This window comes from Streptomyces sp. NPDC021093 (assembly GCF_044333135.1).
GTDB lineage: Bacteria > Actinomycetota > Actinomycetes > Streptomycetales > Streptomycetaceae > Streptomyces.
Window position 1 is genome coordinate 284,796 of sequence record NZ_JBIRQJ010000007.1, and the last position, 14,026, is coordinate 298,821.

Sequence of the window (14,026 nt, forward strand, 5' to 3'; positions counted from 1 at the left end):
GCTCGGCCCCAGGGGGCCTCATGGGCTTCGGGAAGCTGCGCCGGACTCCGTCCGACGAGACGTCAGATCAGGCCGAGCTCGCGCACCGCGTCGCGCACTGACCCTTCATGCTCCCCTCGCACCGCTCGGCCCCAGGGGGCCTCATGGGCTTCGGGAAGCTGCGCCGGACTCCGTCCGACGAGACGTCAGATCAGGCCGAGCTCGCGCACCGCGTCGCGCTCTTCCTTGAGCTCCTGGACCGACGCGTCGATGCGCGTGCGGGAGAAGTCGTTGATCTCCAGGCCCTGGACGATCTCGTACTTGCCGTCCTTGCAGGTGACCGGGAAGGACGAGATGAGGCCCTCGGGGACGCCGTACGAGCCGTCCGACGGGATGCCCATCGAGGTCCAGTCGCCGGCGGCCGTGCCGTTGACCCAGGTGTGCACGTGGTCGATGGCGGCGTTGGCGGCCGAGGCGGCCGAGGACGCGCCACGGGCCTCGATGATCGCGGCGCCGCGCTTGGCGACGGTCGGGATGAAGGTGTCGGCCAGCCACTTCTCGTCGCCCACGACCTCGGCGGCGTTCTTGCCCGCGACCTCGGCGTGGAAGATGTCCGGGTACTGGGTGGCCGAGTGGTTGCCCCAGATCGTGAGCTTCTTCAGCTCGGAGACCGGGGTGCCGGTCTTCTTCGAGAGCTGCGAGAGCGCGCGGTTGTGGTCCAGGCGGGTCATCGCGGTGAAGCGCTCGGCCGGTACGTCCGGGGCGGCGGCCTGCGCGATGAGCGCGTTGGTGTTGGCCGGGTTGCCGACGACGAGGACGCGGATGTCGTCCGCGGCGTTGTCGTTGATGGCCTTGCCCTGGGGCTTGAAGATGCCGCCGTTGGCGGAGAGCAGGTCGCCGCGCTCCATGCCCTTCGTACGGGGGCGGGCGCCGACGAGCAGCGCGACGTTGGCGCCGTCGAAGCCGACGTTCGGGTCGTCGGTGATCTCGATGCCCTGGAGCAGCGGGAAGGCGCAGTCGTCGAGCTCCATGGCGGTGCCCTCAGCGGCCTTCAGGCCCTGCGGGATCTCCAGAAGACGCAGCTTGACCGGCACGTCCTGGCCGAGCAGGTGACCGGAGGCGATGCGGAAGAGCAGCGCGTAGCCGATCTGTCCGGCCGCGCCGGTGACGGTGACATTCACGGGAGTGCGGGTCATGGCGATCTCCGTAAGACAAGCGAAGTGGCGGGGGTCCCTGCCCCTTGTGTGCGGGATATCTCGATGTGGAGAGATGTCCGCCCGTCAGGCTATCGCGCCCGGGACGGACCCGGCCCCCGGGTCCGTGTGGGACGGCGCACATCAGGTGCACATCGGGCTCGGCCCTGCTGCCGCCGGGGCCCGGGAACGCCAACGGCCGTCCGCGCAGAGGGGGGGAGCGCGAACGGCCGTCGCGGGTTGGCGTACACCCGTGGGGGGATGACATCCGCTTGCCCCGAGGAGCGGCGGACATGCCCCGTACTTCTGAGATTCTTTCCGCCCCGGCCGTGCCGGGGCGGGACGGCCCCGGTGGCGCCGGGACCGTGCGGCCCCGTTACTCCGGGACCGTGCAGTCCTTCTTGCCGGACTTCAGCGTCGCGCAGGCCTTCGCCTCGTCCGCCGTGGCCGCCTCGACCATCTTGGTGTAGGCGTCCGTGTCGGCGGCGCCGACCACACCCTTCTGACCGGCCGCCGAGGTGTCCGAGGAGACGGTCACCTTGTCGCCGGACGCCGCACCGGTGATACGGGCCCAGGCCGCGCCGCAGGTCTTGCTGTAGCGGACCTCGATGGCGGCGGTGCCGACCTTGCCGCGGGCGGACGTGGTGGCGTACTCGCCGCCGCAGCCCATCGCCTCGGGGTCCTTGCCGTCGCAGGCCTTGCCGTTGCACTTGACGCCGGCGGGCAGCTTGGGCGCGGTGGACTTGGACTGCGAAGCGGCCGGGGACTTGCCCGCCTTCGGGTCCTTGTCCTTGTCACTGCTGGTCAGCAGGACCGCGGCGACGATCACCAGGAGCGCGCCGACGACGCCCGCCAGGAACATCGTCAGCTTGCGCCGCTGACGCTGCCGGTCCGGCGCCGAGTTCGGCGGCGGCGGGCCGGGGCGCGGGGACTCGGGCGCCGACGGACGGCCGTAACCGCCCGCACCGCCGGAGCCGGACCGGCCCGGCGCCGCCGAGGCCGACGGGTTGTTGTAGCTCTGGCCCTGGTTGAAGCCGCGCTCGAAGTCGCTGGCGTAGTCGCGCTCGTGCTCGGGACGGCCCGTGGCGGGAAGTCCGGTGGCGGGGCGGCCCGTCGCCGGACGGCCGGGAGCAGGGCGGGCGGGCGCGGAAGGGCCCTGCCCGGTGCGCTGCTTGGTCAGCTCGCTCGGGATCTTCAGATTGGTGGTCATGTCGAACGCGTCGTTGCTGGCCGGCCTGGCGGCACGCCGCTGCTGGCCGGTGTCGGTCAGCGCCGGGTCCGAGCCACGGGACGGGCCAGGACCGGCAGCGGAACCGGGACGCGAGGGCGGGGCGGCGGCGCTGCCCTGCTTGCGCGCCTTCCCGTTCTTCGACGCGGGCTGCCCGAACTCGCCCAGCGCGGCACGCGCCTGGGAGATCCGGATGGCCTCCATCGTCATGTCGTGGCGCATCTCGGAACGGCTCCAGGCGCGCTCCGCGAGCTCCCACATGGTGGTGAGGTGAACGGGATTGGTCCCGGTCACCTCGGACAGCGCGACGACCGCGCCCTTGGGTGCGAGCAGCCGTCCATTGAGATAGCGCTCCCAGGACGTCTTGCTGTACCCGGTGCGGTCCGCGACGGCCGCGACGCTCAGGCCGCTGCGGTCCACGAGCCTGCGCAGCTGGTTCGCGAACTCCCTGACCTGCGGGTCGAGTCCCTCCGGCAGCGCTTTCCAACGAGGCATTGCTTCCCCCTTGTCCCCCCGTACGTTCCTGATGTGCCCCGCGCTCTTTCCTGCCCCCTGCCCATGCCCCTATGAACCTGGCTACCCAGAGGGATGCGCAACGCCAGGATGTCAGTTCCTGGGGCGGGAGCGCACGGGAGCAAATCGGAACTCCGGCGCACCCCATTGCGCGCCCCCGTTCCGATCGCCCGTACCAGTGTCCCATCGTTGCTGTGTGCGGATTGCCGGAGCCCTGCCCTTCGGCCTGGCATGCCCGCTTTGTCCGCACAAGTCCGCGCTTTCACTGGATTCCACCAGCTTGCCGCAAAACAAGATCTTTCTGGTGATCCACGACGAGGCACCGCAGCCCAAGACGGCACCCAACACCGGAATAGTTCCTTCCAGTTGTGCACGTCGATCATTTGTCGAAACACTCCGGGGCGCCGCCCAGCGCGGGCTCCAGACAGGCCCGCACCCCGGACGGATCACGCGGCGCGAGCATCGGCGTCACGACCCAACCTGTGGCATCCCCCACATCGACCGCCTCCGCCCGCATGACCTTCATCCCGCTGTCCCCGTTCCTGGCACCCGCTTCGACCGCGCCGCCGTCGACGCCCGCTCCGGGTGATCCGGCCGTGCCCGCTCCGGCCCCACCGCGGGCCTCCCCCTCGTCCTCCAGCGCCGGGTACAGCGCCACCTTGTCGCCCACCTTGAGGAAGGACGCCCGTACCCACACCGACCGACAGACGCTGCTGTACCGGATCTCCAGTCGCTGGCCGCCGCGCGCGTAACGGTCCACCAGCGAGGTCGCCGCCCCCGACTGGCCGCACCCCATGCCCTTGGGCGTACGCCCCACGCACCGCACTCCGAGGCAGCCCGCCTCCACCGCCGCCCCGGTCGGCCGCGGCGACAGCCCCGTACCGACCGCTCCCCCGGCTCCGGGCCCGCCCGGTCCCCCCGCGCCGAGCACGGCGAAGCCGACCGTCACCGCCACCGCCGCGCCCGCCAGCGCACCGGCCGTGATCAGGGCGTACGGCCGCCACGACCCCTTCTTCTCCGGTACGTGCGCGGAGGCGGCGGCCGGATCCGCCGGCCGGGCGGACCGGTCCGCGGGCGTCGACGCGCCCTCGGTCCGCCGCTCGCCGCCGGGTGCGGATCGGCCGCTCCAGGCCGTGTCGGCCAGCTCCCACAGGGCGAGCAGCCGGGCGGCCGGTTCGGCAGCGACCGCGCACAGCGCCTCGACGGCCTGCCGGGGCACCGGCTTCTTGGCGTTGAGATAGCGCTCCCAGGACGACTTGCTGTACGGAGTGCGCTCCGCCAGCGCGGCCAGGCTCAGCCCGGTGCGCTCCTTCAGCCCCCTCAGCTCCTGCGCGAGATGGGCACACTCCCCACCCGTCGCCCGCTGCTTCCGCTCGCCCTTCCCTTCAGCCGTCGGCTCCCTCATCGGCGCAGCTCCCGCCAGGTGTCCTCGCCGACAAGGCCGTCCACGACCAGCCGCTGCTGCTTCTGCTGCCGCTGGAAGGCCTTCACCGCGTCCTGCGTCCGCGTCCCGTACAGCCCGTCGACCGCCCCCGGGTCGAACCCGTGCTGCCGGAGCAGGCACTGCGCCTCGGCCACGTCCGCCCCCTGGGTGTTGGGCATCAGCAGCGCGTCCCGGCTGACGCTGTGCCCGGCGTAGCGCAGGCCGTCCTTGCGGCCGGTTCCACAGGGGTACGTACGCCCCTCCTCGTACGTGTAGGCGCCGGTGCCGGATGCGGTCCCGTCGCCGGACACCGTGCGGGCGAGCACGTATCCGGCGGCGAAGGCGACCAGCAGTGCGAGCGCGGCGGCGGCACACACGGCCGGGCCGAGCCGCACGGTGCGGGGCTGCCGCCGCCCCGGGACCGCCGGAGTCTCCGGGTCCGCCGGGGCAGCCTGGGCCTCCTGCGACACGGCCCCGTCGGCCCCACCGGCCTCGTCCGCCGCCCGCCCCCGGTCGCGGGCGGCGACGTCGTACAGCACCAGCAGTCTCGTCGAGTCGCTCCCGCAGACCCTGGCCAGTTCCTCGACCGCTTCCCTCGGCGGCGGTGTGCGGCCGTTGAGGTAGCGCTCCCAGGAGGAGCGGCTGCTGGTGGTCTTCGCCTCCAGTGCGGCCAGGCTGAGACCGCTGTGGTCCTTCAACCGCCGGAGCTGGACGATCAGTTGACGGTCCCGCTCCCCCAGTTCCGCCGGCAGTGTCTTCCAACGCGACATGTTCCACCCCGTACGCGCTTGCGCTTCTCCGGGGCGCGGCCCCGGACCCCCGACCCGGAGTAGTCCTACCCCCGGCAGTCCCCACTCATGATGCGAAGGGCCGTCGCGGGGGTTCCCGGTTCGCGCCCGGTTCCCGCGCCAGGGGCGTCTTCCGGCCAGTCGGTGGCGTCCCCCGCATCCCACGGCGACGTCCTGGGACGGTGCGTCCCCGCAGCTCGGAGCGGGGGACGTCCCACGCTGTCCCGGCCAGGCGGAGTGCTCTGGCGGCGACCGGAAGTCGCACCGCAGAGTCGTTGTCGTACCGCACAGCAGCACCCGTACAGCACGGCAGTACTCGTACACGGCAGCAGCAGTACTCGTACAGCAACGGGGAGGAACCACCCATGCAGCTCACCCAGAAGCGCGGCGTCGCACTCGCCACCGCGGCCCTGTCCGTCGGCGGACTGTTCGCCGTCGGAGCGGCCCCGGGCGCGGCAGCCGCACCGGCCAGGACGCAGTCCGCCGTCCAGTCGCAGGCCGTCCAGTCGTCGGCCGTCCGGTCCGCGGACGTCAACGCCGCGGCCCGCTGCCGCTGGCCGAACGTCTGCTTCTACCGGGGCAACAGCTTCAAGGCCGCCTACAAGGACCGGGGCTACCAGTCGCTCGGCCCGCGCGCCCGCACCGCCAACCACGTCATCAACAGCCGCCGCGACGACGGCGCCCGCATCTACCTCCAGCGCCTCAACGGCACCGGCAGGCACTGGGAGTGCGCCCGTCCGAACCGCTCCTACACCATCAAGTCGGGCTGGCGGCCGTACGCGATCAACATCCGCAACAGCCCCAGCTGCCGCTAGGCACCGCCTTCCGACACACCGGTGGCCCGGCCTCTCCACGGGGGGAGAGGCCGGGCCACCGGCCGTGCGTCGAGACCGCTCGCGCGGGCGTCAGCGCACCGTGAAGCGGACCACCGACTCCAGGAGCGGGATCTTCAGCCCGTTCGGCTGCGCCATCAGCGCCAGCAGCGTGATGGACAGACCGAGGACGCCGTACGTCACGATGTCGGTGAAGCGGGAGCGGACCGCGAGCATCCCGACCGACGGCAGCACCCAGCGCAGCACCGCGCCGGCGAGCAGCGCGATCCCGATCAGGACCGTGCCGAGCCGGAAGCCGATGCCGAACGCGTCGACCGCGACCAGCAGCAGCCCGATCCCGGTCGCCCCCAGGACGGTGAGCAGCGGCCACTGCCTGGCGGGCGCCGGAGCGTCCCCGGCAGCGGCCCGGCCGCCGCCCTCGGGGCGGGCGGTGTCCCGGGTGAAGAGGGGGAAGCGACGGGTGGTGCGGACGGGACCGTCGGGACCTGGCGCGCTGACGACGCCCTTGGCCCGGGGCTCCGGGTCCTCGGCGGTGACCTCGGCCGGCTCCGGGTCCGTGGCCGTGTCGGGCGTTCCGGCAGCGTCGGGCGCCTCGGCCGTGTCGGGCGCCTCGGCAGCGGGCGCTGCCGCCTCTTCGTTCGCACCGCCCTTGCCGGTGCCGCCCGCTTCCGTGCGGTCGTCCGCTGCCCTGCCGCCCATGGCGTCGCTCCCTCTTCCCGTACTTCCCGTACGAATCCCGGTCCTGTTCCCGGTCAGCCCGCGTCGATGCCGGCTGCGCGCTCGGCGGCCTCAACGACGTTGACCAGGAGCTGGGCACGGGTCATCGGGCCGACGCCGCCCGGGTTGGGGGCGACCCAGCCCGCGATCTCGGCGACACCGGGGTGCACATCGCCGACGATCTTGCCGTTCTCGTCGCGGCTGACGCCGACGTCCAGGACGGCCGCGCCGGGCTTGACGTCCTCGGGCTTGATCAGGTGCGCGACACCGGCGGCGGCCACGATGATGTCGGCCTGGCGCAGGTGCGAGGAGAGGTCACGGGTGCCGGTGTGGCACTGGGTGACGGTCGCGTTCTCGGACTTGCGGGTGAGGACCAGCGGCATCGGGCGGCCGATGGTGATGCCGCGCCCGACGACGACCACATGGGCGCCGGCGATCTCGACCTTGTGGTGACGGAGCAGCTGGACGATGCCGTACGGGGTGCAGGGCAGCGGTCCCGGCTCGCCGATGACGAGGCGGCCGAGGCTCATCGGGTGCAGGCCGTCGGCGTCCTTGGCCGGGTCCATCAGCTCCAGGACGCGGTTGGTGTCGATTCCCTTGGGGAGCGGGAGTTGGACGATGTAGCCGGTGCAGGCGGGGTCCTCGTTGAGTTCCCTTACGACTGCCTCGATCTCCTCCTGGGTGGCGGTGTCGGGCAGCTCGCGCTGGAGGGAGGCGATGCCGACCTGGGCGCAGTCGCGGTGCTTGCCCGCGACGTACCACTTGCTGCCCGGGTCGTCGCCGACCAGCAGGGTGCCGAGCCCGGGAGTGACTCCCCGGCTCTTCAGGGCCGCCACGCGGCCGGTGAGTTCGGACTTGATCGCGGCTGCGGTGGCCTTGCCGTCGAGAATCTGGGCGGTCATGCGCCCATCCTCGCGGATGACGGGGGTGAGGTTCCAATTAGGTCCCGCTCGTGCCCCCGCTCGTGCCCCCGCTCGTGCCCCCGCCGGTTTGTCACCGGCTCGAACCAAACGTTGCACCTTCACAACACCTGGTGCTTCCGGCTGGACAAGAAGCAGACGGTAATACGACGATGTGGCGCGCAGTTCCGCGGCGGCACAGGGGGGCACACCGCTCGATCCACGTAACTTCCTCCGCTCGGACCGCATCGTCCCCAGCACCACCAACGGAGGAATCGCTCGTGAGCTTCGGCGACCCCAACAACCCGTACGGCCAGCCCCAGGGCCAGCCGCAGCAGCCGCCGCAGGGCCAGCCCGGCTACGGCTACCCCCAGCAGCCGCCGCAGGGCCAGCCCGGTTACGGCTACCCGCAGCAGGCCCCGCAGGGCGTCCCGCAGCAGGGTTACGGCTACCCCCAGCAGCCCGCCGGCCAGATGCCTCCGGGCGGCACCCTCCAGGCCAACAACGGCTACATCAACGTGCCGGCCCTCGGCAACGTCGAGCTCGCCACGATGGGCCGCCGCCTCGGCGCCCGCGCGCTCGACGGCGTGGCGTACGGCATCCTGTACGCGATCTTCTCGGCGATCGGCCTCGCGGGCCTGGTGGGCGCCTCGGAGTCCATCAAGGACTGCGGCAACTACATGTCCCCGGGCTACGACCAGTGCATCAACGACGCGGCCAACGCCAGCGTCGGCATCGTCGCCGCCTTCTTCGGCGCCATCGCCGTCTTCGCCCTCATCGCCCTGCTCTACGAGTGGCTGATGGTCTCCATCTGGGGTGCCACGCTCGGCAAGATGGTCCTCGGCGTCAAGGTCATCAAGGAGAGCACCGGTCAGGCCCCCGGCCTGGGTGCGGGCTTCATCCGCTGGATCATCCCGATGGTCGGCTCGCTCTTCTGCGGCCTCGGCACGCTCCTGGTCTACCTCTCCCCGTTCTTCGACAACTCGGGCAAGCTCCAGGGCTGGCACGACCGCGCGGGCGGCACGATCGTCATCAAGAAGTAGGCACGCGGCAGGCGCGACCGTCTGCGATGCCCGGTGAAGGCCGCCAATTCCCCACTCGATCCGGGGAATTGGCGGCCTTCCGCCTTTCTCAGGACCCGTCCGCTCCCTAATCTGGCGGGGGTTCGCCTGGGAAGGGTGTGCAGCATGTACAGCATCATCGTGGTTCCCGCGCAATGTGCGGGTCCCGAGGAGCAATTCCGGCTCGCGCCGGGCGAGAGCCTGCGCTTCGGCCGTACCCCACCGCCGGAGTCCAGGACGGGCACGGTCCCGGGCACGGGCGCACGCCCGCCCCATCTCACGCTCACGCACGACGGAATCTCCCGTACCGCCGGGGAGATCCGGGCCAGCGGCGCGTTCTGGACGCTCAGCAACCTCAGCTCCCGGCAGACGTACGTCGTCGAGAACCCGGAGGGCGCGGGGGAGCACATCAAGATCGCGCCCGGCCGGCTGGACGCTCCCGTTCCGTTCGAGTTCTCGCGGGTGGTGCTGCCCGCCGCCGGGGAGCTGCTCGGCTTCGAGGTCTGGGCCCCGCGGCACGACTACGTGGCGGCCGACCCGTCCCTCGAAGGCACCCTCACCGCGCCCGCCTTCGCCCTCGACCGCACGAAGCGGTACTTCGCCGTGCTGACCGCACTGTGCGAACCCCGGCTGCGCGGCGAGCCGCACGCGCCGCTGCCGACCGTCGACCAGGTCGCGGAGCGGCTGCGGCCCGGCTGGCCCGCCGCGTCGCGCACCGCCGTGCAGTGGAACATCGACTACCTCGCGGTGAAGCTGCGCCTCAAGCAGCCCCCGGAGTCGGCGGACTGCGGGCCCCGGCTGAACGGCAAGAAGGAGTCCCTGGTCTCGCTCGCCCTGCGCTTCGATCTCGTACGGGAATCCGAACTGGCGCTGCTGGAAAGAGAGTTGGACCCGCGGTGACCACCCCCTTCGCCGTCTCCGTACCGGCCGGCTACCGCGTCGGGGCCTGGCAGGTGCGTGAACCGCTCGCGGCGGGGGCCTTCGGCAGCGTGTACGCGGCGGTCAAGGCGTCCGGTGCGCCCGCGGGCCTGCCCTCCGAAGCGGCGCTCAAGTTCCTCCCCACCGGCACCCGCACCCCGCGCCAGCTGAACCACCTGCGCGAGCTCGCGCAGCGCGAGCTGGCGATGCACCGCAAGCTGTCCCGGCCGCGCCTGATCCGGATGTACGAGGCGCTGACCGTGGACGACCCGGAGCGGCCCGAGCTGGACGGCGCGACCGTCCTCGTACTGGAACGGGCCGAGGGCTCGCTCGACGCGCTGCTCGCCCGGGAGCCGGTGCCCGCCGCGGGGCCGGCCCTGCTCGCCCAGGTCTGCGAGGGGATACACCAGCTGCACCACGCGGGCTGGGTGCACGGCGACCTCAAGCCGGGCAACGTACTGCTGATGGCGGACGGCACGGTCCGGCTCGGCGACTTCAACCTGGCCGCCGAGATGGACGGCACGCATGCGTACGCACCGGCCTTCGCCACGCCCGACTACACGCCGCCCGAGCTGCTGTGGTCGGAGATCAGCGACAACGGGCGGCAGGTCAGACCGACCACGGACGTCTGGGCGTTCGGCGTGCTCGCCCATCTCGTCCTGACGGGAAAGCCCCCGCTGCCCGGCGGCGGCAGCAGCGGGGGCGGGCCCGCCGCCCGCTCGGAGGCCCTGCTGAGCTATGCGCGCGGGCAGGCTGAACTGCACCTCGACCCCGGGCTGCCGGACGCCTGGCGCCCAATCGTCACCGACTGCCTGGCCCGTACGCACGAGGAGCGCTCCGCGCACACGGCCGCCGCGCTGCTGCGCCGCATCGAGGCGGTGACCGACTCCGCGCCTTCGCCCCGGCTCCCCCGGCTGCGCCCCCGCTCGCGGCGTGCCGTGCGGACGGCGTGGGCGGCCGGACTCGTGGCGGTGCTGACGGGCGTCTCGCTGGGGCTCCTGGCGCTGCGGGACGACGGGACGGTACCGGCGGTACCAGCGGGCGAGTACGGGGCCGCCGAGCTGGCCACCGACAAGGGCATCCCGGTGGCGTACCGGAAGCTGATCGTCGACTCGGCGCACCAGTGCGGCGAGAAGGACGTCACGCCCGCGCAGATCGCGGCGATCCTGAAGGTGGAGAGCAACTTCGACCCGAACCTGTCCGATCCGGCCAACGACGAGTTCGGGATCGCCCGCTGGACGCCCCGGGTGGTGCGGTACTGGCTGCGCAGCAACGAGCGTCCGTCGACCGGGAACCCTAAGCCGCCGTTCCCGCCGGAGCAGTCGATCCCGGCACTGGGCCGCTACCTGTGCGCCATCACCCCGGAGCTGTGGCCCAACCTGAACGTCTCCACCTCGGTCGCGGGTGCCGTCGCGCATCGCTCCTCCGCCTCCCGCGTCAACGAGTGGGGAGGAGCACCGGCGAAGCTCCGCCCCCATGCGGACAAGGTCGCGCACTACCTCAAGGAGTACGCGGTGGCGGGCGACAGGACACCCTGAGACTTCTGAGGTACCGGGGCGGAGGCCTGCGGGGGATGGTTCTGGTGTGCCGCCGAAGCGGCGGCACGAAGCGCCAACTCCTAGTTCCACAGGGGGACTTCATGCGCAGGACCCGTTCGATGATCGCCGCTCTCGGTGCCACGGTCGCGGGGGCCGCGGTACTGGTGGCACCGGGCGTCGCCCAGGCCGACACACCGGCCTCTGCACAGACCGCCCAGGTGCAGATCCAGGGGAAGTACTACTTCAACACGTGGCGCAACGCGGTCAGTGAGAAGTACCGCGACGTCTCCCACCCGATGGGCAACCTGTGGGCGGGCAACAACTACTTCTACTGCCAGGCCAAGGGCCAGGCCGTCTACGACGGCGCGAACAACCACAACGACTGGTGGGCACTGACCGACGACGACAACGGGAACAAGAGGGTCTGGGTGAGCGCCACCGCGTTCAGCAAGGGCGGACCGTGGGAGCCGATCCCGGGGCTGCCGCGCTGCTGAGCAGGTGCGGGGTGGGTGACGGAAGCCGTGCTCCTCGGGGGAGTGCACGGCTTCCGTCACACACTGCTGTTGACGATCAGTGGAAGAAGTGGCGCGTGCCGGTGAAGTACATCGTCACGCCCGCCTTCTTCGCCGCCTCGACGACCAGCTCGTCACGGACCGAACCACCGGGCTGGACCACGGCCTTGATGCCCGCGGCGAGCAGGATCTCCAGCCCGTCGGGGAACGGGAAGAAGGCGTCGGACGCGGCGTACGCACCGCGCGCCCGCTCCTCGCCCGCCCGCTCGACGGCGAGCTTCGCGGAGTCGACCCGGTTGACCTGGCCCATGCCGACGCCGACGGACGCGCCGCCCTTGGCGAGCAGGATGGCGTTGGACTTGACGGCGCGGGAGGCCTTCCAGGCGAAGGAGAGCTCGGTCAGCTCGTCCGCCGAGAGGGCGTCCCCGGTGGCCAGCGTCCAGTTGGCCGGGTCGTCGCCGTCCGCCTGGAGGCGGTCGGTGACCTGGAGGAGGGCGCCGCCGTCGATCGGCTTGACCTCGACCCGGTCGGACGGGGCGCCGTCGCAGCGCAGCACGCGGATGTTCTTCTTGCGGGCCAGGACCTCGACGGCCCCTTCCTCGTACGCCGGGGCGACGATGACCTCGGTGAAGATCTCCGCGACCTGCTCGGCCATGGCGACGCTGACCGGGCGGTTGACGGCGATCACGCCGCCGAACGCGGACAGCGGGTCGCAGGCGTGCGCCTTGCGGTGGGCCTCGGCGACGTCGTCACCGATGGCGATGCCGCACGGGTTGGCGTGCTTGATGATCGCGACGCAGGGCTCGGCGTGGTCGTAGGCGGCGCGGCGGGCGGCGTCGGTGTCGGTGAAGTTGTTGTAGCTCATCTCCTTGCCGTGCAGCTGCTCGGCCTCGGCGAGACCGCCCGTGCCGTTGACGTACAGCGCGGCGCCCTGGTGCGGGTTCTCGCCGTACCGCAGGACGTTCTTACGGGCGTGGGTCTGCCCGATGAAGTCCGGGAAGCCGCTGTCGTCGGCGGCCGCGTAGTCGTCGGCGAACCAGGCGGCCACGGCGACGTCGTACGCGGCGGTGTGCTGGAAGGCCTCGCCCGCGAGGCGCTTGCGGGCGGTGAGGTCGAAGCCGCCGCCCTCTCCCTTGACCGCCGCGAGGACGTCCGCGTACCGCTCGGGGCTGGTGACGACGGCCACGGACGGGTGGTTCTTGGCGGCGGCGCGGACCATCGAAGGGCCGCCGATGTCGATCTGCTCCACGCACTCGTCGGGCGTCGCACCGGACGCGACGGTCTGCGTGAAGGGGTAGAGGTTGACGACCACGAGGTCGAAGGGCTCGATGCCGAGCTCCGCGAGCTGCCGCTGGTGGTCCTCCAGGCGCAGGTCGGCGAGGATGCCGGCGTGCACACGCGGGTGCAGCGTCTTGACCCGGCCGTCCAGGCACTCGGGGAACCCGGTGAGCTCCTCGACCTTGGTGACCGGGACGCCGGCCGCGGCGATCTTCGCGGCGGTGGAGCCGGTCGACACCAGCTCGACGCCGGCCTCGTGCAGGCCCAGGGCCAGCTCCTCAAGACCGGTCTTGTCGTAGACGCTGACGAGCGCCCGCCGGACGGGCTTCTTGACCGAGTTGTCTGAGTTGGCGTTGGCCGAGTTTTCCGGGTTAACGGAGTTCACCGACATGAACCTTTCGTCCCTCTATGCGGTAGCCGTTGCGGGCGAGACGCCCCACGACCTCGACGAGCAGCGTGCGCTCGACTTCCTTGATCCGCTCATGGAGAGCGGCTTCGTCGTCCTCATCCCGAATCTCGACCACGCCCTGGGCGATGATCGGGCCGGTGTCGACGCCGTCGTCGACGAAGTGGACGGTGCACCCGGTGACCTTCGCGCCGTACGCGAGGGCGTCACGGACACCGTGCGCACCGGGAAAACTGGGCAGTAGGGCGGGGTGCGTATTGACGACCCGGCCGCCGAACCTGGCGAGGAATTCCTTCCCCACGATCTTCATGAACCCCGCGGAGACGATGAGGTCGGGTTCGTGGGCGGCGGTGGCCTCGGCCAGCGCCGCGTCCCACTCCTCCCGCGTCCCGTGGTCCTTCACCCTGCAGACGAAGGTGGGGATGCCGGCCAGCTCGGCCCGTTCGAGCCCGGCGATGCCGGTGCGGTCGGCGCCCACGGCGACGATCTCCGCGCCGTACGGGCTGTCCCGGCCGTCCTGACGGTCCGCCGGGATGGCGTCGAGCAGGGCTTGGAGGTTCGTACCAGAACCGGAGACCAGGACCACGAGACGGGCAGGACGTCCGGCGGCAGGCGGGAGAAGGGGTACGGGCGGTACGGAGGGGGGCGGGGAGGCCACGGCGGGTCTCTTTCTCGCGGGTGGTGCGGTTTGTGTGGTCGTACGAACGAATCGCACCCCGTCATACGGGGAACCCTACGAA

13 protein-coding genes are annotated in these 14,026 nt (G+C 71.8%); 5 read left to right on the forward strand and 8 right to left on the reverse strand.

Features of this window, described 5'->3' with window-relative positions; genetic code table 11:
• Window positions 1-185: 185 nt before the first annotated feature.
• The 4 genes from ACH4SP_RS23345 to ACH4SP_RS23360 form a co-directional block, all read right to left on the reverse strand.
• A complete protein-coding gene (locus tag ACH4SP_RS23345; protein WP_362428701.1) occupies window positions 186-1,175 on the reverse strand; it encodes a malate dehydrogenase in 990 nt (329 codons plus the stop codon).
• Window positions 1,176-1,548: 373 nt separating this feature from the next.
• Window positions 1,549-2,895 carry a DUF2690 domain-containing protein gene (locus ACH4SP_RS23350; protein WP_398417471.1) on the reverse strand — a complete coding sequence of 449 codons (1,347 nt, stop codon included), beginning with the start codon at window positions 2,893-2,895 and terminating at the stop codon, window positions 1,549-1,551.
• 397 nt (window positions 2,896-3,292) lie between these two features.
• Window positions 3,293-4,318, reverse strand: a complete 1,026-nt coding sequence (locus tag ACH4SP_RS23355; protein WP_398417472.1) for a helix-turn-helix domain-containing protein — start codon at window positions 4,316-4,318, stop codon at window positions 3,293-3,295.
• Window positions 4,315-5,106 (reverse strand): peptidoglycan-binding protein, encoded by a 792-nt coding sequence (locus tag ACH4SP_RS23360; protein ID WP_398417473.1) that lies wholly within the window; start codon window positions 5,104-5,106, stop codon window positions 4,315-4,317. The genes ACH4SP_RS23355 and ACH4SP_RS23360 overlap by 4 nt, the downstream gene beginning before the upstream one ends.
• Before the next feature lie 383 nt (window positions 5,107-5,489).
• Here ACH4SP_RS23360 and ACH4SP_RS23365 point away from each other — a divergent pair, with 383 nt between their 5' ends.
• Window positions 5,490-5,939, forward strand: coding sequence for a hypothetical protein (locus ACH4SP_RS23365; RefSeq protein WP_398417474.1), 450 nt, complete (start codon window positions 5,490-5,492; stop codon window positions 5,937-5,939).
• 90 nt (window positions 5,940-6,029) lie between these two features.
• Here the strand turns inward: ACH4SP_RS23365 and ACH4SP_RS23370 are convergent, their stop codons facing one another.
• On the reverse strand, window positions 6,030-6,656 hold the full coding sequence (locus tag ACH4SP_RS23370; RefSeq protein WP_398417475.1) for a DUF3017 domain-containing protein: 627 nt from the start codon (window positions 6,654-6,656) through the stop codon (window positions 6,030-6,032).
• Window positions 6,657-6,709: 53 nt separating this feature from the next.
• Window positions 6,710-7,576 carry a bifunctional methylenetetrahydrofolate dehydrogenase/methenyltetrahydrofolate cyclohydrolase gene (locus ACH4SP_RS23375; protein ID WP_398417476.1) on the reverse strand — a complete coding sequence of 289 codons (867 nt, stop codon included), beginning with the start codon at window positions 7,574-7,576 and terminating at the stop codon, window positions 6,710-6,712.
• A 278-nt stretch (window positions 7,577-7,854) separates the two neighbouring features.
• Between ACH4SP_RS23375 and ACH4SP_RS23380 the strand changes: the two genes are divergently transcribed.
• From ACH4SP_RS23380 to ACH4SP_RS23395, 4 genes are all read left to right on the forward strand, one after another.
• Complete coding sequence (locus ACH4SP_RS23380) at window positions 7,855-8,616, forward strand: RDD family protein (RefSeq protein WP_398417477.1); 762 nt, start codon at window positions 7,855-7,857, stop codon at window positions 8,614-8,616.
• A gap of 144 nt (window positions 8,617-8,760) precedes the next feature.
• The gene (locus ACH4SP_RS23385) at window positions 8,761-9,534 is read left to right on the forward strand and encodes an FHA domain-containing protein (protein WP_398417478.1); all 774 of its coding nucleotides are present in this window, start codon (window positions 8,761-8,763) and stop codon (window positions 9,532-9,534) included.
• Window positions 9,531-11,090, forward strand: a complete 1,560-nt coding sequence (locus tag ACH4SP_RS23390) for a serine/threonine protein kinase (RefSeq protein ID WP_398417479.1) — start codon at window positions 9,531-9,533, stop codon at window positions 11,088-11,090. The genes ACH4SP_RS23385 and ACH4SP_RS23390 overlap by 4 nt, the downstream gene beginning before the upstream one ends.
• A 101-nt stretch (window positions 11,091-11,191) precedes the next feature.
• The gene (locus ACH4SP_RS23395; RefSeq protein WP_398417480.1) at window positions 11,192-11,584 is read left to right on the forward strand and encodes a hypothetical protein; all 393 of its coding nucleotides are present in this window, start codon (window positions 11,192-11,194) and stop codon (window positions 11,582-11,584) included.
• Between the two features lie 76 nt (window positions 11,585-11,660).
• Here the strand turns inward: ACH4SP_RS23395 and purH are convergent, their stop codons facing one another.
• Together purH and purN are read right to left on the reverse strand one after the other, a co-directional pair.
• Complete coding sequence (gene purH / locus ACH4SP_RS23400) at window positions 11,661-13,271, reverse strand: bifunctional phosphoribosylaminoimidazolecarboxamide formyltransferase/IMP cyclohydrolase (protein ID WP_398417481.1); 1,611 nt, start codon at window positions 13,269-13,271, stop codon at window positions 11,661-11,663.
• Entirely contained in the window at window positions 13,252-13,872 is a 621-nt protein-coding gene (purN, locus tag ACH4SP_RS23405) for a phosphoribosylglycinamide formyltransferase (RefSeq protein WP_398417768.1), read from the reverse strand. Before purN ends, purH begins: the two co-directional genes overlap by 20 nt.
• Window positions 13,873-14,026: the final 154 nt, after the last annotated feature.